28 protein-coding genes are annotated in these 26,852 nt (G+C 40.3%); 8 read left to right on the plus strand and 20 right to left on the minus strand.

All coding sequences use genetic code 11. The annotated features are described in order from the left end of the window. Window positions 1-5 precede the first annotated feature (5 nt). A complete protein-coding gene (ftsZ, locus tag OFN73_RS04420; protein WP_270862403.1) occupies window positions 6-1,166 on the plus strand; it encodes a cell division protein FtsZ in 1,161 nt (386 codons plus the stop codon). 283 nt (window positions 1,167-1,449) lie between these two features. On the opposite strand, the gene OFN73_RS04425 is transcribed toward ftsZ, so the two are convergent. From OFN73_RS04425 to OFN73_RS04435, 3 genes are all read right to left on the minus strand, one after another. Next, window positions 1,450-1,803: a hypothetical protein gene (locus tag OFN73_RS04425; protein WP_270862404.1), complete on the minus strand. Its 354-nt coding sequence runs from the start codon at window positions 1,801-1,803 to the stop codon at window positions 1,450-1,452. Window positions 1,804-1,959: 156 nt separating this feature from the next. Then, entirely contained in the window at window positions 1,960-2,268 is a 309-nt protein-coding gene (locus OFN73_RS04430; protein ID WP_270866408.1) for a heat shock protein transcriptional repressor HspR, read from the minus strand. A gap of 9 nt (window positions 2,269-2,277) precedes the next feature. Then, complete coding sequence (locus OFN73_RS04435) at window positions 2,278-3,165, minus strand: DnaJ C-terminal domain-containing protein (protein ID WP_270862405.1); 888 nt, start codon at window positions 3,163-3,165, stop codon at window positions 2,278-2,280. 166 nt (window positions 3,166-3,331) lie between these two features. Between OFN73_RS04435 and OFN73_RS04440 the strand changes: the two genes are divergently transcribed. Further along, window positions 3,332-4,744: a DegQ family serine endoprotease gene (locus OFN73_RS04440; protein ID WP_270862406.1), complete on the plus strand. Its 1,413-nt coding sequence runs from the start codon at window positions 3,332-3,334 to the stop codon at window positions 4,742-4,744. Between the two features lie 113 nt (window positions 4,745-4,857). Here the strand turns inward: OFN73_RS04440 and OFN73_RS04445 are convergent, their stop codons facing one another. Together OFN73_RS04445 and OFN73_RS04450 are read right to left on the minus strand one after the other, a co-directional pair. Further along, the gene (locus tag OFN73_RS04445; RefSeq protein WP_270862407.1) at window positions 4,858-5,823 is read right to left on the minus strand and encodes a methionine ABC transporter ATP-binding protein; all 966 of its coding nucleotides are present in this window, start codon (window positions 5,821-5,823) and stop codon (window positions 4,858-4,860) included. Between the two features lie 46 nt (window positions 5,824-5,869). Continuing rightward, the gene (locus OFN73_RS04450) at window positions 5,870-7,501 is read right to left on the minus strand and encodes a cation:proton antiporter domain-containing protein (RefSeq protein ID WP_270862408.1); all 1,632 of its coding nucleotides are present in this window, start codon (window positions 7,499-7,501) and stop codon (window positions 5,870-5,872) included. Between the two features lie 168 nt (window positions 7,502-7,669). Here OFN73_RS04450 and OFN73_RS04455 point away from each other — a divergent pair, with 168 nt between their 5' ends. The 6 genes from OFN73_RS04455 (at window position 7,670) to OFN73_RS04480 (ending at window position 14,616) form a co-directional block, all read left to right on the plus strand. Then, window positions 7,670-10,291: a valine--tRNA ligase gene (locus tag OFN73_RS04455; RefSeq protein WP_270862409.1), complete on the plus strand. Its 2,622-nt coding sequence runs from the start codon at window positions 7,670-7,672 to the stop codon at window positions 10,289-10,291. 57 nt (window positions 10,292-10,348) lie between these two features. After that, window positions 10,349-11,143 (plus strand): DNA-methyltransferase, encoded by a 795-nt coding sequence (locus tag OFN73_RS04460; protein WP_270862523.1) that lies wholly within the window; start codon window positions 10,349-10,351, stop codon window positions 11,141-11,143. Further along, window positions 11,130-11,972, plus strand: coding sequence for a DNA-methyltransferase (locus tag OFN73_RS04465; protein WP_270862410.1), 843 nt, complete (start codon window positions 11,130-11,132; stop codon window positions 11,970-11,972). The genes OFN73_RS04460 and OFN73_RS04465 overlap by 14 nt, the downstream gene beginning before the upstream one ends. Continuing rightward, window positions 11,905-13,146 (plus strand): restriction endonuclease subunit R, encoded by a 1,242-nt coding sequence (locus OFN73_RS04470; RefSeq protein ID WP_270862411.1) that lies wholly within the window; start codon window positions 11,905-11,907, stop codon window positions 13,144-13,146. The genes OFN73_RS04465 and OFN73_RS04470 overlap by 68 nt, the downstream gene beginning before the upstream one ends. Before the next feature lie 3 nt (window positions 13,147-13,149). Further along, a complete protein-coding gene (locus OFN73_RS04475; protein WP_270859445.1) occupies window positions 13,150-13,518 on the plus strand; it encodes a DMT family protein in 369 nt (122 codons plus the stop codon). Between the two features lie 114 nt (window positions 13,519-13,632). Beyond that, complete coding sequence (locus OFN73_RS04480; RefSeq protein ID WP_270862412.1) at window positions 13,633-14,616, plus strand: diaminopimelate dehydrogenase; 984 nt, start codon at window positions 13,633-13,635, stop codon at window positions 14,614-14,616. Between the two features lie 93 nt (window positions 14,617-14,709). Here OFN73_RS04480 and OFN73_RS04485 read toward each other — a convergent pair whose 3' ends face one another. From OFN73_RS04485 to OFN73_RS04555, 15 genes are all read right to left on the minus strand, one after another. Then, window positions 14,710-15,138, minus strand: coding sequence for a hypothetical protein (locus OFN73_RS04485; protein WP_270862413.1), 429 nt, complete (start codon window positions 15,136-15,138; stop codon window positions 14,710-14,712). Continuing rightward, complete coding sequence (locus tag OFN73_RS04490) at window positions 15,135-15,779, minus strand: YggS family pyridoxal phosphate-dependent enzyme (protein WP_270862414.1); 645 nt, start codon at window positions 15,777-15,779, stop codon at window positions 15,135-15,137. Before OFN73_RS04490 ends, OFN73_RS04485 begins: the two co-directional genes overlap by 4 nt. Further along, complete coding sequence (rseP, locus tag OFN73_RS04495; protein WP_270862415.1) at window positions 15,776-16,894, minus strand: RIP metalloprotease RseP; 1,119 nt, start codon at window positions 16,892-16,894, stop codon at window positions 15,776-15,778. The genes OFN73_RS04490 and rseP overlap by 4 nt, the downstream gene beginning before the upstream one ends. Window positions 16,895-16,897: 3 nt before the next feature. After that, entirely contained in the window at window positions 16,898-17,470 is a 573-nt protein-coding gene (pgsA, locus tag OFN73_RS04500) for a CDP-diacylglycerol--glycerol-3-phosphate 3-phosphatidyltransferase (RefSeq protein WP_270862416.1), read from the minus strand. 14 nt (window positions 17,471-17,484) lie between these two features. Then, window positions 17,485-18,273, minus strand: coding sequence for an enoyl-ACP reductase (locus OFN73_RS04505; protein WP_270862417.1), 789 nt, complete (start codon window positions 18,271-18,273; stop codon window positions 17,485-17,487). Next, a complete protein-coding gene (gene dapA, locus OFN73_RS04510; RefSeq protein ID WP_270859452.1) occupies window positions 18,273-19,169 on the minus strand; it encodes a 4-hydroxy-tetrahydrodipicolinate synthase in 897 nt (298 codons plus the stop codon). Before dapA ends, OFN73_RS04505 begins: the two co-directional genes overlap by 1 nt. Next, window positions 19,162-20,415 (minus strand): M16 family metallopeptidase, encoded by a 1,254-nt coding sequence (locus OFN73_RS04515; RefSeq protein WP_270862418.1) that lies wholly within the window; start codon window positions 20,413-20,415, stop codon window positions 19,162-19,164. Before OFN73_RS04515 ends, dapA begins: the two co-directional genes overlap by 8 nt. A 7-nt stretch (window positions 20,416-20,422) precedes the next feature. Continuing rightward, window positions 20,423-21,481 carry a quinone-dependent dihydroorotate dehydrogenase gene (locus OFN73_RS04520; protein WP_270862419.1) on the minus strand — a complete coding sequence of 353 codons (1,059 nt, stop codon included), beginning with the start codon at window positions 21,479-21,481 and terminating at the stop codon, window positions 20,423-20,425. Between the two features lie 436 nt (window positions 21,482-21,917). Next, window positions 21,918-22,061 (minus strand): hypothetical protein, encoded by a 144-nt coding sequence (locus OFN73_RS04525; protein WP_270862420.1) that lies wholly within the window; start codon window positions 22,059-22,061, stop codon window positions 21,918-21,920. Between the two features lie 158 nt (window positions 22,062-22,219). Then, the gene (locus OFN73_RS04530) at window positions 22,220-22,663 is read right to left on the minus strand and encodes a hypothetical protein (RefSeq protein WP_270862421.1); all 444 of its coding nucleotides are present in this window, start codon (window positions 22,661-22,663) and stop codon (window positions 22,220-22,222) included. Further along, a complete protein-coding gene (locus tag OFN73_RS04535; RefSeq protein ID WP_270859456.1) occupies window positions 22,660-22,956 on the minus strand; it encodes an AtpZ/AtpI family protein in 297 nt (98 codons plus the stop codon). Before OFN73_RS04535 ends, OFN73_RS04530 begins: the two co-directional genes overlap by 4 nt. A gap of 23 nt (window positions 22,957-22,979) precedes the next feature. Next, a complete protein-coding gene (gene hemL, locus OFN73_RS04540) occupies window positions 22,980-24,251 on the minus strand; it encodes a glutamate-1-semialdehyde 2,1-aminomutase (RefSeq protein WP_270862422.1) in 1,272 nt (423 codons plus the stop codon). Beyond that, a complete protein-coding gene (locus OFN73_RS04545; protein ID WP_270862423.1) occupies window positions 24,235-24,618 on the minus strand; it encodes a c-type cytochrome in 384 nt (127 codons plus the stop codon). The genes hemL and OFN73_RS04545 overlap by 17 nt, the downstream gene beginning before the upstream one ends. A gap of 51 nt (window positions 24,619-24,669) precedes the next feature. Beyond that, complete coding sequence (locus tag OFN73_RS04550) at window positions 24,670-25,905, minus strand: ArsS family sensor histidine kinase (protein WP_270862424.1); 1,236 nt, start codon at window positions 25,903-25,905, stop codon at window positions 24,670-24,672. A 16-nt stretch (window positions 25,906-25,921) separates the two neighbouring features. After that, window positions 25,922-26,602: a response regulator transcription factor gene (locus tag OFN73_RS04555; protein WP_270862425.1), complete on the minus strand. Its 681-nt coding sequence runs from the start codon at window positions 26,600-26,602 to the stop codon at window positions 25,922-25,924. Window positions 26,603-26,852 lie beyond the last annotated feature (250 nt).

The following is a 26,852-nucleotide window of genomic DNA, read 5'->3' on the forward strand; positions in this document are numbered from 1 at the left end:
TTGCAATGAAAGGATTTATTGTGGAAGAAAACAAAGGTGTTTATGGCGCCAAAATGAAAGTAATCGGCGTCGGCGGCGGCGGTTGTAATATGATTAATCACATGATTAGAGAGGGTTTTACTAAGGCTGATGTCGAGCTTATGGTAGCTAACACAGATGTTCAAGCACTAGAAAAATCAATTGCAAAAACTAGAATTCAGCTTGGACCAAATTTAACCAGAGGGCTTGGTTGCGGTATGGATCCTACTATGGGTCGTGGCGCTGCTGAGGAGAGCTATGAGGATCTAAAAGATCGCCTAGATTACGCTGATATGGTCTTTGTAGGCTCTGGTTTTGGCGGTGGCACAGGCACTGGCGCGGCTCCAATCGTAGCAAAAGCCGCTAAGGAGAAAAAGGCCCTAACAATCGGTATCGTTACAACTCCGTTTGATTTCGAGGGTAAAAAACGCATGCGCCTAGCGCAAGAGGGCTTAGAAGAGCTTAAAAAAGAGTGCGATTCTGTAATCGTAATCCCAAATCAAAATTTATTGAAAATCATTGATAAAAAAACAGGTATCAAAGAGGCTTACAAAAAGGTCGATAATGTCCTAGCACAAGCTGTAAATGGTATGATTTCTGTGATTTTAGAATCAGGCGATAGCGATATGAATGTGGATTACGCTGATGTTCGCAAGGTAATGCAACACCGCGGTATGGCGCTAATGGGCACAGGTGTATGCGACGGCGAGGACGCAGCAGAGGAAGCGATAAAAGCAGCTATCCAATCACCGCTACTTGATAATGTTTCAATCAACGGCGCACAAGGCGTTTTGGTTCATTTCAAAATTTCACCTGATTGCTCGCTTATCGAAATCGAGTGCGCTATGAATATCATCAGAGAGGCTGTCAGCGAGGATGCGGACATAATCTTTGGAACGACAACAGATGATAGTATCGAAAACAACCGCGTAGAGGTAACTCTGATAGCTACTGGTTTCGAAAAGAGCGCCGCTGAAAAAAAGCAAGTAACTAAACAAAGCGTCGCTGATAGCAGACAAGCTATCCTAGAAAGCTACGCTAGAAGCTCATTTTTCGCTAAACAAAAAGTAGCTAGTGGCGATTTCAACGGCGATGAAACTTATGATGAGTTAGAAGAGCCGACATTTTTACGCAAACAAATGGATTAATAATCCTTTAAAAGCAATTCTTCTATTATCGGTGCGCACCCCGCGCACCGGTTTGATTTAGATAAATTTTAAAATTTAGAAAATTTTATAAGTCTTTTGTGATATCTTTAAATACAGTCGTGATGCGATTTTTTATCTTTTTGAGATTTGAATTCCTAAAAGCACCATTAAACCTAAATTCTAGCCTTTATTAAACTAGTATTTGCTAGGTTTTCATAGGTTAAATTTGCTTGCAAATTTGATACAACCAATAAAAATATTATAAACAAATTTATAAATTTAGTCATTTCTTATGACCCCAAGTTTTATATTGTTCTATATCATCTTTTTTTACAAAATACTCCGTATCGCCACAAGGATAGTAAATTTTACACCACTCGCCGTTGCAATTTTCTATCGGAACAACACTAAAATAATATTTTTCATAACTATCCACAATTTTATATTGATTGTGTTTTAAAACAAAAATTTGTAAAAATTCATCTTTTGGGACATATAATTTTTCATTACTTATTTTTTCATGAAAATAAATTCCACACTGACTTCTAAAACCTTTATCTAAAATTAAAAACTTATTTCTAGCATTGCAACCTAAAAAGAAAATAACCATAATACAAAATATTATATATTTTTTCATTAATTTTCCTTTTTAAACGCATCTCCAACTCTACCATAAGCCTTAACATGCTGATAATAAAATGGATTGCCATATTCCCAAGTTTTTGGGTTCAATATCGTGTGTGGAGCATGAACTGGGTCATTTTGATTATTTACTGAATAAAATTTATAAATTTCAAATCTCCCCGCCGAGTTCTAAAATTTTCCCGCGCAAAATTTCGATCTCTTTTTCGTATTCGCTGATTTGATCTTGCAGTCTAAAAATCACATCCACGCCCGCTAAATTCACGCCGAGCTCCTTTGTGAGATTTACTATCATACGGATTTTATCCATATCGCGCGCCGAATACAGCCTCATTTTGCCGTCTGTCCTGCCCGGCTTGACTAGCCCCTCGCGCTCGTATTGGCGCAGGGTTTGGGGGTGGATATCTAGCACCTTGGCTACGATTGAGATTAGATAAACCGGCTCGTCATAATCGTGCATATTCTCTCCTTATAAGCTTTCTAATGCCTCGCGAACCTCGTCGCTTAGGCTATCGGCGTCTGGCAAGACGATATTTACTACGGCGTAGAGGTCGCCTAAAATTTTGGTTTTGCGGTTTTGCACGCCATAGCCTTTGAGGCGGTATTTTTGGCCGTTTTTGGTGTTTTTGCTGATTTTAATCGTGGCTGTTTTTTTCGGCGTGGCGACCTCGATTTTGCCGCCAAAAAGCGCAGTTTTTAGCGGGACATCGATTTTTTTGCTCAAATCATCGCCGTTGCGCTCATACTCAGCGCTTGGCGAAATTTTAATCTCCAAAATCAAATCCCCGCTTTGCTCGCCGTTTGAGTTGCCTTTGCCCCTAATGCGCAGTTTCTCGCCTGTATTAATCCCCGCTGGGACCTTGAATTTCACATTTTCGCCACCTAAGTTTATACTCATTTCACCACCATTTATCGCGGTGTCAAAGGGGATTTCGATCGCGCTGTGCTTGTCTAAATCCGTGCTAAATCCACCACTAAACCCAGTGCCGAATCCAAACGGATTAAACCCGCCACCAAAATCAAAGCCCCCGCGTGAGCTTTTTGCGCCAGAAAATCCGCCAAAAATGCTGTTTAAAATGTCGTTTAAATCGCCCATGCCAGCCGAACCCTTGGCGAAATCGTGGAAATTTTGGCCACCAAACATAGAATCGCCGTATTGGTCATACTGAGCGCGTTTTTTCTCATCGCTTAAAATTTCATACGCTGCGTTGATTTCTTTGAATTTTTCCTCTGCGCCGGGGTCTTTGTTGATATCTGGGTGATACTTTCTAGCGAGCCTGCGATAGGCTTTTTTAATCTCGTCAGCGCTGGCAGATTTGCTAATGCCAAGAGTCTCATAAAGGCTAGAATTTGCCATTTTACCTTCCTTTTTTGTCTAAATTTTATATTGATTATATCATAAAAGTTTAGTCTATGTCAATCAAGTTTAATATATTTTGTTTATAAATCTTGTAATTACATTAAACAAATATTAGCCCTAGAAATTTATAATTGCACGAAAATTTTATTCAAAAGGAATTTAAATGAAAAAAACCATTTTGCTATCTTTGGCACTTAGCGCTTCGCTTTTTGGCGCGAATATCGATATCAGCGAGGCTGGGGCGAAATTTGATCGTGTAAATCCTGAGTTTAGCAAGGATGTCGTTCTCTCATACCACAGCTCGATTGCCGAGGCGAAAAAATCTGTCGTAAATATCTCGACCAAATCAAAACACAAAGTCGCAAACAACCCAATGGCGGAGATGTTTAACGATCCGTTTTTTAAGCAATTTTTCGATTTTAACCTGCCTAGACAAGAGCGCGAGGTCAGCTCTTTGGGATCTGGCGTGATTATCTCAGATGACGGATATATCGTCACAAACAACCATGTCGTCGAAAATGCCGATGAAATCGTAGTTACACTGCTCGATAATGACAAAGAGTATAAAGCCAAGGTCGTAGGAACGGATTCGAAAACCGATTTGGCGATTATCAAAATCGAGGAAAAAAGACTATCTGCGATTAAATTTGCTGATTCGTCAAAGGCTGTGGAGGGCGATATAGTTTTCGCTATCGGAAATCCATTTGGCGTGGGCGGCACGATTACGCAAGGAATCGTCTCTGCGCTAAATAAAAACAATATCGGGCTTAATCAATACGAAAATTTTATCCAAACAGACGCTTCGATAAACCCTGGCAACTCAGGCGGTGCGCTAGTCGATAGCCGTGGTGCGCTCATTGGTATAAATTCGGCAATTTTAAGCAGAAGTGGCGGAAACAACGGCATAGGATTTGCAATCCCGTCAAATATGGTCAAAGATATCGCCAAAAAGCTCATTAGCGACGGCAAAATCGAGCGCGGATATATCGGCGTAACGATTAGCGATATGTCAAAAGAGCAAAAAGAGATTTACAATAGCAAAGAAGGCGCGCTGATTTCGAGCGTAGAAGAGGGCTTGCCAGCGGATAAAGCGGGCATTAAAAGGGGTGATTTGATTATAAAAGTCGATGACAAACCTGTCAAAAACGCAAACGAGCTTAAAAATTTGGTCGGCTCGATGAATCCGGGTAGCAAGGTCGAAATCGAGTTCGAGCGCGACGGCAAAAATCAAAAAGTAACCCTCAAACTAGATAGCATGGATAAATCATCTAACGCTGGTAGCTCAAATGTCGATGAGGGTGCATTAGAGGGGCTAAGCCTTAAAAACCTAGATGATGAAATTCGCTCAAAATATGCGCTAAATAAAGATCTAAAAGGCGCAATCGTAACAAATGTAAAAGCCGATTCAAAAGCTAGCGAGTATGGGTTTAGAAAGGGCGATATAATTATCCAAATCGGTCAAAACGATGTCGAAAATATCGATGATTTTAACAAATATATCAAAGCTTACAAAGGCAAAAAAGTCCTAGTTTGGGTTATTAGAAACGGTATCCCACAAGGGTTAGTAATCCGCTAAATTTGGCAAATTTGGCAGGGCTTAGGCTTTGCCAAATTTCACTTGGCGAAGTCAAATTTCAAATGACTTCGCCGATTTTATTTTTAATTTTAATTATAATTTTTTGGGAAAAATTATTTTCTCTCCACGACTTCGTAAATCACGCCCTTTTTGCTGATATATTTCTCCACAGCTTCAAGTTGGCTTGGTAGGACATTTATCACGAGCGAGCCCACGACGCTTTTATCCAGGCGCTCTAACTTACCCCAGACGATATTAAAATTTATCCCAAGCTCGTGCGCCATGTGCGTGATAATGCTATCAAACGCGACATCTGGCGGGAAAAACAGCCTTACATTTATATTATTTGGCGGTAGCACTTCCTCTTCGCCTAGGAATTCCTTCATATGCTCATCAGGGTGCAAAAACAGCTCCACGATATCGCCAGAGCCCACGACAACGCCGTGTTTTAGGAGCATGGCGCGGTTGGCTATGCTTTTGACGACCTCCATTTCATGCGTTACCAAAACTATCGTAATGCCAAGCGAACGGTTGATTTCTTTAAGCAAATTTAAAATTTGCGTCGTTGTGTTTGGATCGAGCGCCGAGGTTGCCTCGTCGCTAAGTAAAATTTGCGGTTTTAGCGCCAATGCCCTAGCAATGGCTACTCTTTGCTTTTGACCACCGCTAAGCTCGCTAGGATAGGCGTTTGCTTTGTCTTTGAGGCCTACAAGCTCCAAGAGTTCGGCGACTCGCTCTTTGATATAGCCTTCCTCAAATTTCCAAAACCTAAGCGGTGTGGCGACATTTTCGGCGACCGTTTTTCGGCTCATCAGCGCGAAATGTTGAAAAATCATACCGATATTTTTGCGAAATTCGCGCACTTCATCGCCTTTTAAATCTGCCACCTCTTTGCCAGCGACTTTTAGGCTACCGCTTTGGTAATTTTCTAGCCCGTTTATACAGCGAAGTAGGGTGCTTTTGCCCGCGCCACTTTGTCCTACGATAGCGAAAATTTCGCCTTTTTTGATCTCGGCGCTGACACCTTTTATGATTTCGGATTTTCCGAAACTTTTATGCAAATTTTCGATTTTTATCACTAAATTTCCTTTATTTTTTCTATATTCTACTTAAATTTTTCAAATTTTAGCTTTGTAATTTTTGTCTTAACGCCTCTTGCAAAAGCGAGCCAGCCAGCATGCGCTCTTCCTTCATAAATATAAAATTCTCTCCGTATTCGCCCTCTAATTCGACCTTGCGATACGGCCCTGAATACATCACAATGATTTTTGCGCTTAAATTTTCCTTATTTAGCATATTTGTAACGATATCGAGTTTTTCTTGGTTTGTGAGCGTTAGGATTATCACAGAGGCTTGGCGTAGGCTAAATTCGTCGATGACGCTTTTTTGCATCATATTGGCAAAATGCACATTTTCCCCACGCGATTTGCCAAGATCCACAAGCTCCAAATCGCTTTCGGCTACGATATATGGCAGACCATTATCGCGTAGTCTAAGCAGTATTTCTTGTCCGACTCTGCCGTATCCGACGATGACGAAGTGGTTTTTCATAGGCGAAATTTTGACCTTATGCACCTCGTCTTCGAGTTTTTCGACCTTGGATTCGAAGCGGTTTGCGATGCGATTTAGGTTTTTTAGGATAAATGGTGTCAAAATCATCGTCGCCACAACGATTGCGATTAAAATTTGCGCGTTTTCTTTGTTTATTAAATTTTTGGAGATCAAAAGTGCGAAAATCGCTAGGGCAAATTCGCCGATTTGCGCCAGAGATAGGGCTGATTTGAGCGCGATTCTTTTGTGAGTTGAAAGGATTAAAATCGCATAGACAATGCCGGCTTTTAGCGCCATTATAATGATAATTCCTAGTAAAATTACGCCGTAATGATTGGCGATAATGTCAAATTTAATCTGAATTCCAATGGTAATAAAAAATAGACCAAGCAAAATATCTCTGAGCGAACTCATGCCGGCTGCAATTTCGCGCTTGTATTCGGTCTCGGCAATCAGCATGCCAGCGATAAATGCCCCCAGTGTGTAGCTAAATCCAAACACATGAGCCAAAAAGCTAGCCCCGATTACCACGAATAAAATCGTGGCGATGAAAATTTCTTTGGAATTTAGCTTTGTGACATAGCCTAGCAGGGTGTTTAGTAGGAATTTGCCGATTAAAAGAAGCGATATAATCACAATCGCCGCGCTTATGGCTGTGCGCAAAACCAGCTCATTTACCGGCGTGCTATCTGTGGAGGCAAAAATATCAATCATCAGCAAAATCGGAATTACAGCCAAATCTTGGAAAAGCAAAATTCCAAGCACCTTTCTGCCGTAGTTGCGGTTGATTTCGCCGGAGTCATTTAGGCTTTTTAGCACGATAGCAGTCGAGCTTAGGGCTAGGGCTAGGCCTATGATAATGGCGGTTTTGATATTTTCGTTAAGGACTTGATCAGTGATTAGAGTGAGGATTAGTCCGGTGCCAGCAACCTGCAAAAATCCGTTGAAAAAAACATCCTTTTTCATACTCATTAGGTGCTTGAAGCTAAACTCTAATCCTATGCTAAACATTAGAAAAACCACGCCAAATTCGGCGATTTGCGACATATACATACTCTCGTCGCGTGTGAGACTGTAAATCTGCGTAAAGCACACGCCAGCTACGATATATCCGATAATGCTAGGGATTTCAAAGACTTTGAAAACTATGTTTAGGACGATTGCAAGTGCAGTAATCGTCAAAAATAGTTCAATAGCAAACTCCATTTGCAACCTTTCTGGGGAAAATTTTAAATCTTTGATTTTACTAAAATTTTGCTTAAAATATCGCAAATTTAGGGCAAATTTGGCGATAAAATTTCGAATTTTAACTGGTTTTTAGTGAAATTTAACTATAATCATTAGTTTTTAAAATCAAATAAAAAGGCAGTTAAAATGGCAGATTTTTACAATCCAAAAGAAGTTGAAGAAAAATTTTATAAAATTTGGGAAGAACGCGGTTATTTCGAGATCGACGGCAACAAAAATATCCAAGAAAAAGGCAAAACATTTTGCATTATGATGCCACCTCCTAATGTAACTGGCGTTTTGCACATAGGACACTCGCTTACTTGCACACTCCAAGACATTATGACGCGTTATAAACGCATGGACGGATACAAAGCACTTTATCAACCAGGGCTTGATCACGCTGGAATCGCCACTCAAAATGTCGTCGAACGCGAACTTCTAGCCAAAGGCATAAAAAAAGAAGAAATCGGCAGAGATGAGTTTTTAAAACATGTTTGGAAATGGAAGGAACAAAGTGGCGGTACGATAGTTCGCCAAATCCGCCGTCTTGGCGTGGGTCCAGCGTGGAGTAGAGAGAGATTTACTATGGATGACGGGCTTAAAAACGCCGTGCGAAAAGCCTTTGTAAATTTATACGAAAAGGGCTTAATCGTGCGTGGCAATTATATGGTGAATTGGTGTACTCACGACGGTGCCCTAAGCGATGTCGAAGTCGAACACAAGGCAAATAAAGGCAAACTTTATTATGTGCGATATTATTTGGACGGCGAAAAAGATAAATTTATAGTTGTGGCTACAACGCGCCCTGAAACTTACTTTGGCGATACGGCGGTAATGGTAAATCCAAATGATGAACGCTATAAAAATTTAATCGGAAAATTTGTAGAACTCCCTATTATAGGGCGAAAAATCAAAATCATCGCCGACGAGCATGTCGATATGGCTTTTGGAACAGGCTGCGTAAAAGTAACACCAGCTCACGATCAAAACGACTACGAAGTCGGCAATCGCCACGATTTGGAATTCATCACAATCTTTGACGAAAAGGGAATTTTAAACGAATATTGTGGCGAATTTGCTGGACTTGAACGCCTTGAAGCCAGAGATAAAATCGTCGCAAAACTTGATGAGCTGGGCTTTATCGAAAAAATCGAAGATTACGAAAATCAAGTCGGGTATTGTTACCGCTGTAAAAATGTCGTCGAGCCGTATATCTCAAAGCAATGGTTTGTCAAATCAGACATCGCTAAAAATGCCATAAAAATGGTAAATGACGGCGGAGCTGAGTTTTTCCCAGCGCACTGGATAAACAGCTTTAATGCGTGGATGAGAGAGTTAAAAGACTGGTGCATTAGCCGTCAGCTTTGGTGGGGACACAGAATTCCTGTGTTTTACTGCGAGTGCGGACATGAGTGGGCGGACGAAAATGAAAGCCCAAGCAAATGCCCAAAATGCGGAAGTGCGAAATTTACGCAAGACCCAGATGTCCTTGATACTTGGTTTTCAAGTGGCTTGTGGCCGATTTCTACACTTGGCTGGGGCAACGGCGATGCGCTAAAAGATGAAAAATGGCATGAGAGTGATTTGGAGGAATTTTACCCAAATACTATGCTGATTACGGGCTTTGACATACTTTTCTTTTGGGTTGCAAGAATGTTTTTCCAATGCGAAAATGCTACTGCCAAACTGCCATTTCACGATGTCTATCTTCACGCCCTAGTTAAGGACAAAGACGGCAAAAAAATGAGCAAATCAAGCAAAAATATCGTCGATCCGCTCGATAAAATCGATGAATATTCAGCCGATATTTTGCGATTTACACTGACCGTTTTGTGCGTGCAGGGACGGGATCTGCGCCTAAGCGACGATAAGCTTTTGATTTATCGAAATTTCGTAAATAAACTTTACAACGCAAGTAAATTTTTGCTTTTAAATTCGGCTAAATTCGGTGATTTGGACGAAAATTTGGTTAAAACGAAGCTTGGAGAGTATATGCTAAGCCGTTTTAAGGCGTGTGCAAATTCGGTCAGGGCAAATCTCGACGCATACCGCTTCAACGACGCTGCGACTGATTTATACAAATTTTTCTGGGACGAATTTTGCGACTGGGGTATTGAGCTTAGCAAAGCAAACAAGGCTGCAATCCCTGAGCTTGGTATGATTTTTAAAGAAGCTTTGAAGCTACTTAGCCCATTTATGCCGTTTATCAGCGAGTATCTCTACCATGAGCTAAGCGGGACTTCTTTGGAGAGCGGAGAATCCGTAACCATGATGAGATACCCAAAAACTTCGGCGCAAAATGAGCAAATCGAAAAGCTTTTTGAGCGCGTGATTGAAGCAATTGTGAGCATTCGCAGGGCAAAAGCGACGATTGATTTAGGAAATGCCAAAATCGCAAAGGCTTTTGTGCTAAGCCCATTTGATTTAAGCGGGGCGAAAGATTATATCAAAACCCTTGCCAAATGCGATGAAATCGAGTTTGTAAGCGCCCCTGTGGCAAATGCCGTGCGTGATGTGAGCGCGAATTTAGAAAGCTTTGTCGCACTTGAAGGCGTGGATCTAAACCCTATCATCAATCGCTTGAATTCGCAAAAAACCAAGCTTGAAAAGGAAATCACAAAGCTAGAAAATATGCTAGGAAATGAGAAATTTATGGCATCAGCCCCTGCTAGCGTCATCGAAACCAATCGCAACGGCTTAGCAAACGCAAAAGAGCAATTTAATAAAGTTTGCGGGGAACTTGCAAATTTGGGAGTGAATTCATAAATGAATTTAAAACCAGCAAATTTTCTAAATCAAGTTTTTTATAAATCATCGGAAAAAATGTCTGAAATTCCAGATTGTTGCGTGGATTTGATTATTACAAGTCCGCCGTATTTTAATATAAAAGATTATTCAAAAAACGGCTACCAAAACGAAATTCACTCTAAAAGCAACATTGCTGATTTGGGAAATTTAAAAAGCTATGATGATTATATAAAAGGGCTTTTAAAGGTTTGGAAAGAGTGTTTTAGGGTGCTTAAACCAAACGGAAAACTTTGCATAAATGTCCCTTTAATGCCTATGCTTAAAAAAGATTTAACTACACATTATAATCGCCATATTTTCGATTTACAAAGCGATATTCAGCACAGCATTTTACACAATACTAAATTCTTTCTTTTAGATTTATACATTTGGAATAGAACAAATACAAGTAAGAATTTAATGTTTGGAAGTTATCCGTATCCTAGAAATTTTTACGCTCAAAATACAAGCGAATTTATTACTATTTTTGTAAAAGATGGAAAATCTACTTTTGTAAGACCTGAAATTAAAGAACAAAGCAAACTAGCACAACAAGAGTGGGTTGAATTTACAAAACAAATTTGGAATATTCCTATTCCAAATAAAAACGATATTGCTTTTGGCAAACACCCAGCGATTATGCCAGAACAAATTCCTTATCGTTTAATAAAACTTTATTCTTTTGTTGGCGATATAATCTTAGACCCATTCACTGGAAGCGGAACTACGCTAAAAGTTGCAAAAGAACTTGATAGAAATTTTGTCGGTTATGAATTATATGAGTATTACAAAGATATAATAAGCGAGAAATTAAACAATGCAAACAAATAAAATTTATATTTGCGATATTTTTAAATTTTTAGATAAATTGCCAGATAATTGTTGTGATTTAGCGATAATTGACCCTCCATATAATTTAAAAGTTGCAGATTGGGATAAATTTAAAAGCGAACAAGTATTTTTAGAATTTAGTTTTGCTTGGATTGATAAAATGATTACAAAACTAAAACCAAATGCAAGTTTTTATATATTTAATACGCCATATAACTCAGCTTTGTTTTTAAATCATCTAAGAGATAAAAAGGTATTTTTTCAAAATTTTATTACTTGGTATAAAAAAGACGGAATGAGTGCAAGTAAAAGAAAATTTAATAATAACCAAGAAAGCATTTTATTTTATACAATGAGCCAAAAAGATTATTATTTTGACTGCGAGAGCATTAGAATTCCGTATTTATCAACAGATAGAATTGCAGCGGCAGCTAAAAAAGGAATTTTGAAAAATGGCAAAAGGTGGTATCCTAATCCAAACGGCAGACTTTGCCCTGATGTTTGGGAGATAGTTTCAACACGCCATAAAAATAAAATAAACGGAAAAGTTACTAAACAAAATCACGCCACGCCAAAGCCAAGAGAGATGATAGAACGGATGATAAAAGCAAGTAGCAAAGAAAATGATTTAGTTTTAGATTTATTCAGCGGAACTGGCATTACAAGTGTGGTTGCAAGGGATTTGGGGCGAAATTATATCGGCTGCGAACAAAATATTGAATTTGTGGATAAAAGCTTAAATTTAGAAAAAGGAGTAGGAAATGACAAAAATCTTACAAGACATATTGAATTTAGACCCGAGCAAAGAATGCTTGAAATTTTTGGTTAAAAGATTACAAGTCGATGATTATCGTGGAATTGTTATTTCACAACATAATCGTTATACCATAAAAGAAATTTTAGTTATACTAGAAGAACTTTATTCGGTAGCCAATACAGATTTACTTCAAATTCGTACTACTGATTTAAGCAAACGACCAAATAATATAATTGGCGAAGAAAAATATGCAAATTTAACAAACAATATATCAAATAAGTTATGTCGTTGCACACAAGATTCATTACGCAAAAATATTTTTGTAGATATGCATAGAATGGGACTAATAAATCGTTTTAATGCAAAAAAAGAAATTTTAGAACCTTTTGCTAGTGGAACTAAAAAATATGTGCAAATTTCGGAATTTGGATTAGAATTATTAAGAGCGAAAGATATTTTTACGCAAAATTTACTTTTCACAAGAGCATTAGAATCTTTATTTAATGGTCTTGGCGAAGATATTTTAGATATATGCTTAGAACTTCAAAAAAATTATATTAGCGAATTTGAAATGCTGTTTTTTGCTAATTTTATATATCAAAAATTGGATAATGTATTTTATTCGAAAGAAAATATAATCGAATTTATAAGAGAATTTAGAGCTATGAGCAAATTTACAAAAGAAAAACTCATAGAATTAGTTAAAGAATATTGTATCCCAAATAGCTTTGCTGGAACAAAAAAAGATAAGCGAGATTTTCATAATTGGATAAATGAAACGCAACAAATTTTTAGTCTTTTAAACCAAATGGTTTATTTTGAATGGGATAGAGAAGAAAATCGTTTATATATTAGAGTTGGTAGCGATGCAATTTACGATGATAGTTCAAAACTAAAAAGAAGCTTGCAAGAAAAACAAAACTATTTCAAAGAACATAAAGTATCAAAAACAAATGGCTTTGAACTTCACCATATTGTACCATTATGTTTTGCCAGAAATAAACAAGAATACAAAGTAATTGATAATTGGAAAAATTTAGTTTATATAGATGCATATTCGCATGCCAAAATAACACATAATAAAAATAGAAATATTAAACTAAATTTTGAAGGCACAACTGCTGTATTTAGCGATTTTAAAGATATTCCAGTAAAGTGTGAAAAAGATAAAGAAATTTTATATAGTATTGAAAAGCAAACAACAATGCTTGATTATAATGAGAAATTATTAAATGCAGTGGAGTAGCTAATGAAACCATACTACACCATAATTTTACTGATTTTTTCAAATGTTTTGATGACGATTGCGTGGTATGCGCACCTGAAATTTACCAAAATCCCGTTTTTTAGCAACCTTGGGCTTTTTGGGATTATTCTCTTTGGCTGGTGCGTGGCGTTTTTCGAGTATTGCCTGCTAATCCCGGCGAATAAATACGGCTACATCGGCAACGGCGGTTCGTTTGACATTTGGCAACTAAAAGTCATGCAAGAAGTCATCACACTTAGCGTTTTTAGCGTGTTTGCACTGCTGATTTTCAAAAGCGAAGCCTTTCGCATAAACCACATTATAAGCTTTGTTTTCCTAGTTTTGGCTGTGTATTTTATGTTTAAAAAATAGGAAATTTTATGATATTTTTTGGTTTTTCAAAACGATTTTGGCGATTTGAGATGGTGCCGTGAAAGCCAAAAATAGGCAAAATTCAGAAATAAAATTTAATAAAAAGGATAAAAAATGAGTAAAATCAAAGTAGGAATTTTAGGTTATGGAAATTTAGGTCGTGGCGTCGAACTAGCCGTGCGAAACACAAGCGATATGGAAGTTTTCGGCGTATTTTCTAGGCGTGAGCCAGCTAGTGTGAAAACCTGCGGCGCGAGTGTTTATAGCATAGATGAGATTTTAAATTTCAAAGGCAAATTCGATGTTTTGGTGCTTTGCGGTGGCTCGGCGACTGATTTGCCGACACAAACGCCAGAGTTTGCGAAAAACTTCTGCGTTGTCGATAGCTTCGATACACACGCTAAAATCCCTGAACACTTCGCAAATGTCGATAACGCAGCCAAAAGTGGCGGAAATGTTGGCATTATCGCTATTGGCTGGGATCCGGGTCTGTTTTCGCTAAATCGCCTTGTGGGCGAAAGCGTGCTAGAAAGTGGCGAGAGCTACACATTTTGGGGCAAAGGTGTGAGCCAAGGGCATTCTGACGCTATCCGCCGAATCAAAGGTGTAGTCGATGCTAGACAATACACTGTGCCGATAGAAAGCGCGTTGGCGAGTGTCAGAGCCGGAGAAAATCCAAATTTAAGCACGAGAGAAAAGCATTTGCGTGAGTGCTTCGTGGTCGCCGAAGACGGCGCAGACAAGGCGAAAATCGAAAACGAAATCAAAACAATGCCAAATTATTTCGCTGATTATGATACGACCGTGCATTTTATCGACTTAGAGACATTAAAACGCGAACACGGCGGAATCCCGCATGGTGGCTTCGTGCTAAGAAGCGGTAGCACAGGAGAGCACGGCGAGACAAAACATTTAATCGAATTTAGCCTAAAACTTGATTCAAACCCTGAATTTACAGCTAGCGTGCTTGTGGCTTATGCAAGAGCGGCGTATAGACTTCATAAGGACGGCAAAAGCGGTGCGTTTAGCATTTTTGACATCGCACCTGCTCTAATCTCGCCAAAAACCCCTAGCGAGCTAAGAAAAGAGATTTTGTAAATTTACTTGCCGTGTGAAATGCCGAATTTTAGCTAATTCGCACGGCGAAATTCGTTTTTTCACAAACACTAGCCAAATTTGCAGAATTTTGTTTTAAATATTCGAATTTTGGATAGATTTTTTGCTAGAAAGTATTTTTAGGCTAATTCTGCCAAGCAGATCCAAAAAGAATATATAGATGACAATCGGCACCGCTAAGAGCCAAAATCCAGCATAAACTAGCCAAAAGTTAAAAACCGAAATTGCCTTGAAAATCTCGATTCGGACGATAGTGCCTTCGTATCCGTTAGAAGGCCACGGCATCCCCCAGATATTCGCCAATGTTGCAAGATTTGCCAAAATCAAAAAAAATAACGCGAAGTAGCGTTTTTGCAAGATTTGAAATTTATACGCAATCGCTATAAATAGGGCGCAAGCTAGAATATTAAAAAGCAAAATTTCAAAGCAGATGAACAAATTATCATGGGCTGGAAACGCTATACAGCAAATGCCTAGCAAAAATATTACGATATCGTTTTTCATCGATACAAAATTCGCCCTAAACGCACCATATTTGACCCGCATTTTATGGCGAGTTCGAAGTCATCGCTCATGCCCATTGAGCAGATTTTTGCGCCGTGTGGTCGCAAATTTTCAAAAATTTTGTAAGTGGTTTCAAAGCTTTTTTGTATTTCGCCCAAGTCGTCCGAGTGCGCTCCGATACTCATCACACCGCATAAATTTAGGTTTTTGCACTCTTCTTTTATTTTTAGATACTCATCGACGGCGCGTGAAATTTCTATCCCGCTTTTGCTACTTTCGCCAGCTGAGTTTATCTCCAAAAGCGTATCTAGCGTGAAATTTAGCCGTTTATTTACAGCAGTAGCTAGCTCATAAGAGTTGCAACTTTGCCACAGAGTAGGGCGCAGGGAAAGCAAATGATTTATTTTATTACTTTGCAGTGAGCCAATGAAGTGCCATTTTAGGGGAAGGTCGCTTAAAATTTCGCATTTTCGCTTCATTTCTTGGACGCGGTTTTCGCCAAATTCGATTTGCCCCTGCGAGTAGAGATTTTCCACCGCGTCAGTATCTACATTTTTGCTCACAGCGATTAGACGCACGCTCTGCGCGCCTGATGAAATTTTTGCGCTGTCTATGCGCTCTAAAATTTGCGCTAGATTCATTGATAAAATCCTAGCATGCGCGCGAAGTCATTTACTATCGTAAATATCATCAGCATTGCCAAAATCGCGATTCCAGCGTAGCTAGCGCCGATGAAAACCTTCTCTGGCACTGGGCGGCGAAACACAAGCTCGATTAGGTTAAACAAAATATGTCCGCCATCAAGAGCTGGGATTGGGAAGAGATTTATTATGCCTAAATTCACAGAAATCAGTGCGACAAGGAGCAAAACTACCGAAGCTCCGTAGCTTACGGCCTTGGTTGTGATATCGGTGATAGCGACGATTCCGCCCATTTCTTTGGGAGATACGACGCCTGAGACGAGCTTTTCGAGCCCAACTAAGATGATTTTGCTCGATTGGATTGTCTCATTTAGCGCGAAGCCAAGCGAGCTAGCGCCCGTGTGATAAAGCGTGATATATTTGGGCTCTTTTCCGGGAGAAATTCCTATTAGCGGGGTTTGGATACGCTCTCGCCAAATGTTTAGTTTCTCGCCCATTTTTGGGGTTAAATTTAGATTTTTGATTTCGCCTGCGCGCTTGATTTGCAGGTTTAAATCCCCGCCTACGACATTTTTGGAGATATCGTCCCACTCCCTGATTTGCGCGCCATTTATTGATAAAATTTCATCGCCGACCATGATTCCAGCGTTTTGTGCGGCTGAGTTTTCGCTCACTGCGCCTACGATTGGCGCGATACGCTCTACGCCGATATAGCCTAGGCTAATGTAGATTAAAAACGCTAAAATTATATTAAACGCAGGTCCTGCCACAAGTATGGCAATGCGCGCTAGCGGGCCTTTGGTGTTGTAGCTATCGGGGTCGAAATTTTTCGCACTTGGATCTAAATCCTCTTGACCTTTTAGGCTGACATATCCGCCAAGCGGGATTGCGCTTATGCAATACTGTGTCGCGCCGATTTGTTTGGTGTAAATTTTCTCGCCAAAGCCCACGCTAAATACATTTACGCCCACGCCAAGCAGGCGTGCAACGCTAAAATGGCCAAGCTCGTGGAAAAATATCAAAAAGCTAATGGCTAAAATCGTTACAAAAAAATGCAACCCATAAAAATACAATCCGCAAAGCAAAATTCCTATGGTTAAAAGTATGCTTTTCAAAAATCACTCCGTTGCTTTTGCATTTTTTTTGTGATTTTTTGCGTAGGCTAAAATGTATTCTAGTCCCGAATACAGCGTGAGTGCTACTGCGACCCATAGCAAGAAATTTCCGCCACTCCACTGCATTGTCAAAAATCCTATGGCAAACATTTGCGATACCGTTTTTACCTTGCCCGCCATTGAGGCTGAGACGCTGATATTTTCGCTCACCATAACCGTGCGAAACCCTGTGATAAAAAACTCGCGGATTAGGATTAGATACACAGCCCATGGGCTCGCTCTATCAATATACATAAGCCCTAAAAATCCAGCCAAGGTTAGCATTTTATCAGCAAGAGGATCGATGATACCGCCAAATTTGGTGATTTGATTCCAGCTTCTAGCGATAAATCCGTCGAAAAAGTCCGTCACGGAGGCGATTACGAAGGTTAGGGCGGCGAAGTAGTTTATCCAGCTGACATGCACCGCGCCAACCATACCGCTACTATCGGCATTGCCAGCAAGCAAAATGAGATAAAAAAACAAAGGCGCTAGTAAAACCCTAAAAATTGCTAATATATTTGGTAAATTCCACATATTTTTTCCAAATTTTATTTAAAAGTCGTTCCGCCATCGACGATAAATGTATGACCTGTAACCCAACTAGCCTTGCTCGAACACAAAAATAGGCACGCACCTGCTAAATCTGTCGGCTGTCCCATGCGATTAAGTGGGCTTAGTTCGGCTGTTTTGTCGCGTACTTCCTCATAATTCGTAAAAGCTCTTAGCGCGTCTGTTTCGATTGGTCCGCCACTTACGACATTTACGCGGATATTTTTCTCGCCAAGCTCGGTTGCAGCGTATCTTGCCATAGCCTCAACTGCCGCTTTTGCAGTGCCGTGTCCTGAGTAATGCTCGATATAGACTAAATTTCCAGTCGAACTTAGGCTGATTATACTGCCACCGCCTACCTTTTCCATGCGTTTGGCTGCTTCTTGCGAGCCTACGACAAAGGCATTTACGGTCGCGGTAAAGATATTGTTAATCCCGCGTGGTTTTAGCTTCATAAATTTAGTGTATCCACCAGCCACCGCGCGACCTGAAATAATGGCATTTGAGATGAAAAAATCCACTCTATCAAAATCCACATCGATCTTTTCAAACAGCTCTTTGTAGGTCTCTGGCTCTAAGATATTTAAGCCGTACGCCCTTGCTTTAATGCCAAATTCCTTCTCTAACTCGGCTGCTTGGGTTTTGGCTAACTCTTCGTTTGAGTTGTAGGTAAAGGCGACATTTGCGCCAACTTTGGCGAATTCCAAAACAATCGCGCGACCGATTCCGCGCGTTCCACCGCTGATTACTAGGGTTTTTCCTTTAAATTCGTTGATAGTTTCTATCATTAAAATCCTTTGATATTGTATTGTTTCATAACAGCTTCAATTTTAGCTAAATTTTCCTTGCTAGGCTCGCAAAGCGGCAGGCGATACTCCAAAGCTGGCATTAGCCCAGCGATATACATTGCCGCTTTTATCGGGATTGGGTTGCTTTCGCAAAAGAGAATTTTGTTTATAGCATACAAATCATCATTAATCTCTTTTGCCTTGATATAATCGCTATTTAGTCCGAAATTTACGAGCTTTGAAATATAATCAGGCAATAAATTTGCAGTTACTGAGATGACGCCCTTTCCGCCGTTTGATAGGATAGGGTAGTTTATCGCGTCCTCGCCACTAATCACGCTTAGTTTCGGCTCATGCGCTAGCAAATCCACGCATTTATCGATACTGCCACTTGCCTCTTTTACGCCGTAAATGTTGTCGCAATCGTTAAAAAGCTTGATTATGGTTTCTGTGTCGATATTGCACCCTGTTCTACCCGGGACATTGTATAAAAGCACTGGAATTTCGATAGAGTTTGCAATCTCTTTGTAATGCAGATACAAGCCTTTTTGGGTCGGTTTGTTGTAGTATGGCGCGACAGAGAGTATTCCATCAGCCCCATGCGCTTGCGCAAATTTAGCTAAATCCACAGCCTCGTGCGTGGCGTTTGAGCCGGCACCCGCTAGGACTTTGACGCCTGTGTTTTTGCAGGTATCGACTGCGATTTCTATGCAGACTTTGTGCTCATCGTGGGTCAATGTGGCGCTCTCGCCTGTGGTGCCGACAGGGACTAGGACATTTATGCCGTTATCGATTTGGCGTTTTATGAGTTTGGCGTAGGTTTGCTCGTCAAGTTTGCCATCTTTAAACGGAGTGATTAATGCGGTCATTGAACCGATAATTACATTTTTATTCATCGTTTTCCTTTCGTAAAATCAATGTGGTTGAATTTTTAAATTTGAGATATTTTTTCATAGTTTCGTTTAAATTTTGCGCTGAGATGTTTTCGATATCACTTTGGAGTCTAAACAGCGCGTCCAAATCGCCTCTGATGATATATGAGCCATAAATGCTAGCCACCTTGCTAGCGCTATCCATGGAGTAAATTAGGCTTGATTTGGCTGAATTTTTGAGTTTTGTGATTTCATCATTGCTGATTTGAGAATTTTTGGCATTTTCTAGGATAGCAAAAATTTCATCTCTTAGCTTCTCGCCGCTAATCCCAGCATTGCAAACGCCGAAAATTATCATTAAATTTTCATGTTTGCTGGCTAGATTATAGACATCGATTTGGTTGGCTAGCTTTTTCTCATCGACTAAAATTCGTTGCAAAAGCGAGCTTTTCATACCGCCAAGATAGTCGCAAAGAGCGTTTATGCTGGCTGCGTCAGCGTGGTTAAATGGCGGGATTTTAAAGGCGGTTGCCACGATTTGGACATGAGAGTCTTTGTGTATGAGATTAAATCTAGCGCCGTCTTGCTCTGGTTCTGGCGCGCAAACATGCGATTTTTCGCAGCGATTTTTGATATGCGAAAAGCTCTTTTTGGCTAGTTCAAACGCGCTTTTTTCATCGATATCGCCACTGATTAGCAGTGCTGCGTTGTTTGGATTATAAAATTTAGCGTGAAATTCCCTGATATCCTCGATTTTCCAGCCCTCTATATCGCTTCTAAATCCAATCGGCGTCCAGTGATATGGGTGATAAACAAAGGCGCTGTTATACAGCCTAAAAAACAGATACCCGAACGGATCGTTATCCGTGCGCCAAAGCCTCTCTTCTAAAACCACATTTCGCTCTGGCAAAAACTCGCTCTCTTCGAGCTTTAAATTTTCCATGATATCTGCGTATAAATCGAGGCAAGTGGCTAGATTCGAGCGCTCGCATTTGATGAAATAGTGCGTGAAATCAAAGCCTGTGCTTGCGTTATTTACGCCACCAAAACCTTTTACAATGGCGTCAAATTCGCCAGCTTTGCGGTTTTTGGTGGATTTGAAATTTAGGTGTTCGAGCATGTGGGCTATGCCACTTTTGCCCATGACTTCGTCCTTTGAGCCCACATCGTAAAATAGATCGACGCTGATGACATCGCTACCTAAATTTACCGGTATGTGATAGACGGCTAAGCCGTTTTCTAGCGTGATTTTATTGAATTTTGCAAACATAAAAACCTCATTTTTTTAAATTTAAACCGATTGCTTCTGTGATATTTGAAAGGCCGTCTTGGCGCAAGAGTGAAGCTAACTCGGAGTTGATATTATAGGCTATTTTAGGGCCTTTGAAAATAAAACTTGTGAAAATTTGCACTAGGCTTGCGCCGTCTTTTATGCGCGTATAGGCTTCTTTGCCGTCGCTGATACCACCACAACTAATAAGCACTGTTTTTCCAAATAGCTCTTTTGCGACAGCACGAAATAGTTCGCGCGATTTTTGCGTGATTAACTTGCCGCTAATTCCGCCAAAATCCCTTGCTTTGGGCGTTAGCGAGTAATCAATGCTAGTGTTATTTATTAGTAGGGCATCTGCCCCAGCATCTATGGCGCACGAGCATAGCGACACGGCCTTTTGCGCGCTCATATCGGGGGCGATTTTTAAAATTATTGGTTTTTTGGTAATGCCTCTCATCATAGATAAAATTTCTTTTATAAAACTCTCATCTTGCAAAGCGCGCAAATTTGGCGTATTTGGCGAGCTAATGTTGATTTCGAAAATATCGCAAAGGCTCTCAAATTTGCGAGTTAAAATTTCATAATCGCTTAGAGCATTTTCGTTTGGCGTGATTTTGTTTTTGCCAATGTTTGCGACAAGCGGAAATTTGGCTGGGTAAATTTTGCGCACGCGCTCTGCGATAGCCTCGGCGCCCTCGTTGTTAAAGCCCATTGCGTTTTGGATACTTTCCTCTTCGACTAGGCGAAAAAGGCGCGGTTTGGCGTTGCCGGGTTGGGGTTTTGGCGTAAATGTGCCAAACTCAGTATATCCGTAGCCGAGCGCATAAATTGGGGCAATCATGGTTGCATTTTTGTCAAATCCACCGGCGATTCCAAGCGGATTTTCGAAATTTAATCCCCAGATTTTTTGATTTAGAATTTCATCTTTGTAGGTTGTGTTTTTGGCTAAAATTTCCAGTCCAAACGGAACTGCACTTAGTGTGCGAAGCCCCAATTCTGCGATATGGTGTGCAGTTTCTGGCTGAAATTTAAAAAATATTTTTTTTAGCGTGTTGTAATCCATAAAATTCCTTTTCAAAACTCATCATTTTAGCGAAATTTGAATTAATAATTCTTTATATTTTTAGCCAAATTTTGTGTAGTTTTGATTGTTTTTGTTTTTTAAAATTTCGGGTTAGTAATTTTGCAAATTTAGCGGTGGGAATTTTAAATTCGTAGATTGCTTCGATTTACTTCGTAAATCTCGCAATGACAGATTATGTAAATTTTGCTCGCTATTGTCATTGCGAGCTTTCGCAGAAAGCGAAGCAAAATGAGCGTAGCGACCCGAGCGAAGCGAAGAGGCATTTGGACGAGCCGTAGGCGAAGTCAATCTACGAGCGAAAATTACCAAAATGCAAATTCTGTGTCATTGCGAGCGAGTGTAACGAGCGAAGCAATCCAGTAAAATTTAAATTCGGAATTCAACCCAAATTTAGCATTGAACGATTTTTTAAATTTTAAGCAAAATTTGAAATTCTCTGTAAGGGGGAGGGCGCGCTTGTTTGCTCTGCTTCGCGCGTTGCGCTTGCAAGAAACCTGCTTCGGCTTCCGCCTTGCACCGCTACGCTGGTTTTGGAGACGCTACCCCCTCCCCCTTGCATTTAATTCGCACGCAAAAGCGCTGTTCACGCCTTTTGCTCTGTGCGAATTTCCCCTGTAAAACCTTAGAAGTGGCTAAATTTAAAGCTTCGCTTTAAATTTAGCTGGTTTTATTTTTACGGAAATGCTTCGCATTTCTTTGCAATTGTAGAGTAAAATTTTAGTTTTTATTACAAAACGCAAAAATGAGCGTCCCTAGCGGGATTACGCTTACGCCAAGTATTAGTGCAAGCGGGTTTAAAAGTCCAAATTTAGCCAAAAGCCAAATTCCAAAAATTAGCGCAGCGTAAGATAAAATTTTAAATGGCGAAAAAAATGCTGTGGTAAAATTTGATTTGACCGCGCTTTTTTTGGGCTTGGCTAAATTTTCATCATCAAATTCATCATTAGCGATTTTGTCGTATTTGCCAGAGCGAATTTCATCTTCGAGGCGCAGTGCGTAGGCTCTGTGCGAAAAAAACACAACCGCAAGCGAGCAGAAAAATCCAAGTTGCGAACTAGCGAAAAATGGGGCAAATTTCGCACCAAAAACGCAAAGCAAACCCCCAAGCGCAAGGACTAGAAAATCAAAAATCAAGTAGATTTTTAAAATTTCTTTTTTCACTCTTTTTCGTCCCAATCATCATCGTCGAAATTCTCTTTTGCAGCCTTGTATTTGGGATCGTCTTCGAGCTCTTTGAGGCTTTCGTTTAGCCCCTTAAACGCCTTATAGACATTTAAAAACGCCGCAGCTATACCAAAGCACACGCAAACCCAAAATACGATTAACGAGCCGGTTAGGGATTTGAGCCACAGCCCAAGTCCCACGCCAATGGCGATTGCGACGACTATCGAAATCCCAAGGCTCACATCGTATGCGACCGGGACGACCTTGTGCAGGTTTTTTGTGTATTTCATAACCTCGCCTTAAATTTCAAAATTTACAAATTTGCCATCGCTTCATCTGCCATTTTTATGGCAAAATCTATATCTTTTTTACTCATTGCCTCGCAAATAAAGCCAGTTTCGAACTGACTTGGCGCCAAAAATACGCCCCGTTTTATCATTTCGCGGTGAAATTTCGCAAAACGCTTAGTGTCGGATTTTAGCGCGTCGTCGTAGTTATTGACCTCGTTTTCGGCGAAAAAATACCCAAACATACTTCCCACGCAGGCTGTTTGAAGCGCGATACCGTGCTTTTTGGCGGCTTTGCTAAGGCCGTTTATGAAGCGTTTGGCGAGTGAATTTAAATCTTTGTATAAATTTTTCTTAGCATAAATTTTACTCAAACTCGCAATTCCAGCCGCCATTGCCACCGGGTTTCCGCTTAGCGTGCCTGCTTGATAAACACCGCCAAGAGGGCTAATTAGATCCATAATCTCGGCCCTTCCAGCAAAGGCTGCCACGCTCATACCGCCACCGATTACCTTACCAAAGGTTACGATATCGCCCTCTATGCCATACACATCGTAGCTTCCGCGCGCACTAGCGCGAAATCCGCTCATTACCTCGTCCATGATTAGCACGATTTTTTTCTCGTCGCAAATTTTGCGAAGTTCGCTTAAAAATTCGGCTTTTGCAGGCACCAAGCCCATATTTCCAGCGATTGGTTCGATGATTATGGTGCCGATATCATTGGCTTCTATAATCGCTTTGACGCTTTGTATGTCGTTATAAACAGCGACAAATGTGTTTTTGGCGATATCTTCTGGCACGCCAGCACTGCTTGAATACCCAAATGTAGTTGCCCCTGAACCCGCCTTGACCAAAAGCGAGTCGCTGTGTCCGTGGTAGCAACCAGCGAATTTTATTATGCCGTCTTTTCCGCTGTAAGCGCGCGCTAGGCGGATTGCGCTCATTGTGGCCTCTGTGCCACTGCTAGTGAAGCGAATTTTATCCAAAAATGGAAATTTATCTAAAACAAGCTTAGCAAGTTTCGTTTCTAGCGGGCTTGGTGCGCCAAAACTTAGTCCAAATTTCGCTGCGTTGCAAACTGCTTTTTGGATATCCTTATCGGCGTGTCCGAAAATCAGCGGACCCCAGCTTTGCACGAAATCAAGGTATTTTCTGCCCTCGACATCGTAGATATATGCGCCTTTGCCCTTTTTTACCATAAATGGCTCACCACCTACGCTTCCAAATGCGCGAACAGGCGAATCAACGCCACCTGGGATAAATTTCATAGCCTTTGCAAATTCAGTTTTGTTTGTCATTTTCGTCCTTTTTATTGGTTTGATTTTTGGCTTTTAAATATTTGTAAATAATGATAATTTCGTCTTTTGTAAGAAAATAGCTTGGCATAATGTCCTTGCTAGCGCCGATTCCGTCGGCTAATTCTTGCAGTGAAAGGGTGTTGATTTTGGGTGCGAAAAGGGATTTTTCGTAGTAGGTTTCGTTTGAGCGGTTAAATTCCTCGTATTTTGCGATGAGCTGTCCCTCGCCACGCTCGCCGTGGCACTTATCACAGCCGATTCCACGGGGGTTTTGATAGAGCATAGCTCCGTATTCTTCATCTGTGATGAAGCTCTCTGCACACAAACAAACACCGAAAAATGCTAGTAAAAATATTAAATTTCGCATAAACTCACTTTTTAAAAAATTTTGCAATCATATATCAAATCGCCTTAAAATTTAGAGTAAAATTTCACTCATATTATCAAAATAAAAGATATTTGTCTCATTTTCTCTGCGATATTTAAAGACTAAACCATGCGATTTGGCGATATTATCGACGATATATAGCCCAAGACCGAAGCTTTGTTTGGCGTTTGAGCCCTTGGAAAATGCCTCTTTGTAATGCTCGAAATCCTGCTCTAACTCGGGCGAATTGCTGATGAAATCAAAGGTTGCTCCGACATTTATGATGACATGGCGGTCGGTGGAGTATTTGATTGCGTTGTCGATTAGATTTTTCACAGCGATTGAAAACAGCTTCAAATCTACATTAAATTTTAAATCCTCTGGCGCATTTATGGTTACTAAATTTTCGCCTATCATTGCGATTTTTAGGGCTTCGTTTATGATTTCTTTGGCTGAGTAAATTCCGCGCTCTCCAAGCGGAATCCCAGAAGTTGCCCTCTCGACTGCGGCAAATTCATTAATCAAATCTTCTAGCCTTTCAAACACCGACAACAAGCGCTCTTGGTATTTGTTTTTTTCGATCATTTCGACGGTTATGCGGCCTTTGGTAATGGGCGTTTTTAGCTCATGCATGATGTTTCGCAAAAATAGGTGGCGCGATTCGTTTAGTTTGTTGATCTGCGTAACTGCGCCGTAAAACGCGCGCGAAACCTCGGAGATTTCGTCTGTGCCTGTGGCGACATTTGTGATATTTAGATCGCCTGTGGCAAATTTATCGATTTGGCGTTTTAGCTTGCGAAGTGGTTTGATTTTGCGTATAATAAAAATGTATGCGAGCAAAATAATCGCCAAAATTCCGCCATAAATCGCCCTAAAAATATCGTAGCGATATGGTTGGTATTCTTTGTCGTTTAAAATTCTAACCTCGTTGGCGTGGGTGATTTTGAGGTAGTGTTTGCGGTTATACATTATAATATCAGCCGAGCCGATATCAGCCGAAATACTATCTAAAATTTCGCCATTTTCGGTTAATTGCTTTATAAAATTTTCGTCGTTAATGTTAGCAAATTCGAAATTTGCGATTTGTCTTTGGAATTCGTTTTGCGAGATGAGCCTGCTCATTTGGTATAGGTGTGAGCGCGCGACTATGGAGTATTTTGTGTTTAGCTCTCTGGTGTAGTTTTGTTTATCATATCCGATAAGCCAAATGAGTGCGAGCGATACGCCAATCGTCGCAAGCGCGAAAATAAATGTAATGGTATAAAAAATCGAAGATCTAAATTTCATATTTAAATTTCAAAATTTATTGCACGAGTTTGTATCCCACGCCCCTGATTGCGTGGATATATTGCGGTGTCTTGGAGGTTTCGCCAAGCTTGACCCTGATACGACCGACGATGACATCTATGCTTTTTGGCGAGGATTCTTCGCTGATTGAGGAGCTGTTGTAAATGAGCTCTTCGCGCGTGATTGCTCCGCCTTCTTTTTTGACTAGATATGAGAGGACATCGTATTCAGCGACCGTCAGCGATAGAGGCTGACCTTTAAAGGTGATAATGTGCGAAAAATCATCTACCACGATGTCTTTGTTGGTTTTTTCACCGGCTTGTTTGATCGAGCCTGTGTTGTAGCGCTCGACATGGCGTTTTATGCGGGCTAGGAGCTCTTGGGGGTTGTATGGTTTTGGTAGATAATCATCTGCGCCGAAATCAAAAGCATTGATTTTATCGGTCAAATCGTGGCGCGCACTAGAAATGATAATCGGTAAATTCGAGGTTTTGCGGATTTCTTTGCAGACTTCAAGCCCGTCCATACCAGGAAGCGTTAGGTCTAAAATTACGAGGTTGAAATTTTCTAATTTAAGCTTCGAAAGTCCGATAAATGGGTCATCTGCGACGGTAATGTCGATTTCGTATTGTTCTAAGTATTCGCTTAAAATTTCAGCCAACTCCAAATCGTCTTCTATCATCAAAATTTTTGTCATATTTTTACCTTAAATTTAAAATTTTGGGCGCATTATATCAAATTTAAGATTATAAAAAATTTTAGCGCCTAAATTTGTGTAAATTTGGGAAAAAATGAAAAATTTATTTTTCAAATAGTGTGAAAATGGGCAAAATTTTGCCAAATTCCGTGAAATTTTGCCAAATTTGGCGAAAAATTCGCAAAATTCTATTGAAATTTTTATCAAAGTATTGTAAAATGGTCGCCGTTACACTTTATCACAAAGGATA

This window comes from Campylobacter sp. JMF_14 EL1 (assembly GCF_027737585.1).
GTDB lineage: Bacteria > Campylobacterota > Campylobacteria > Campylobacterales > Campylobacteraceae > Campylobacter_B.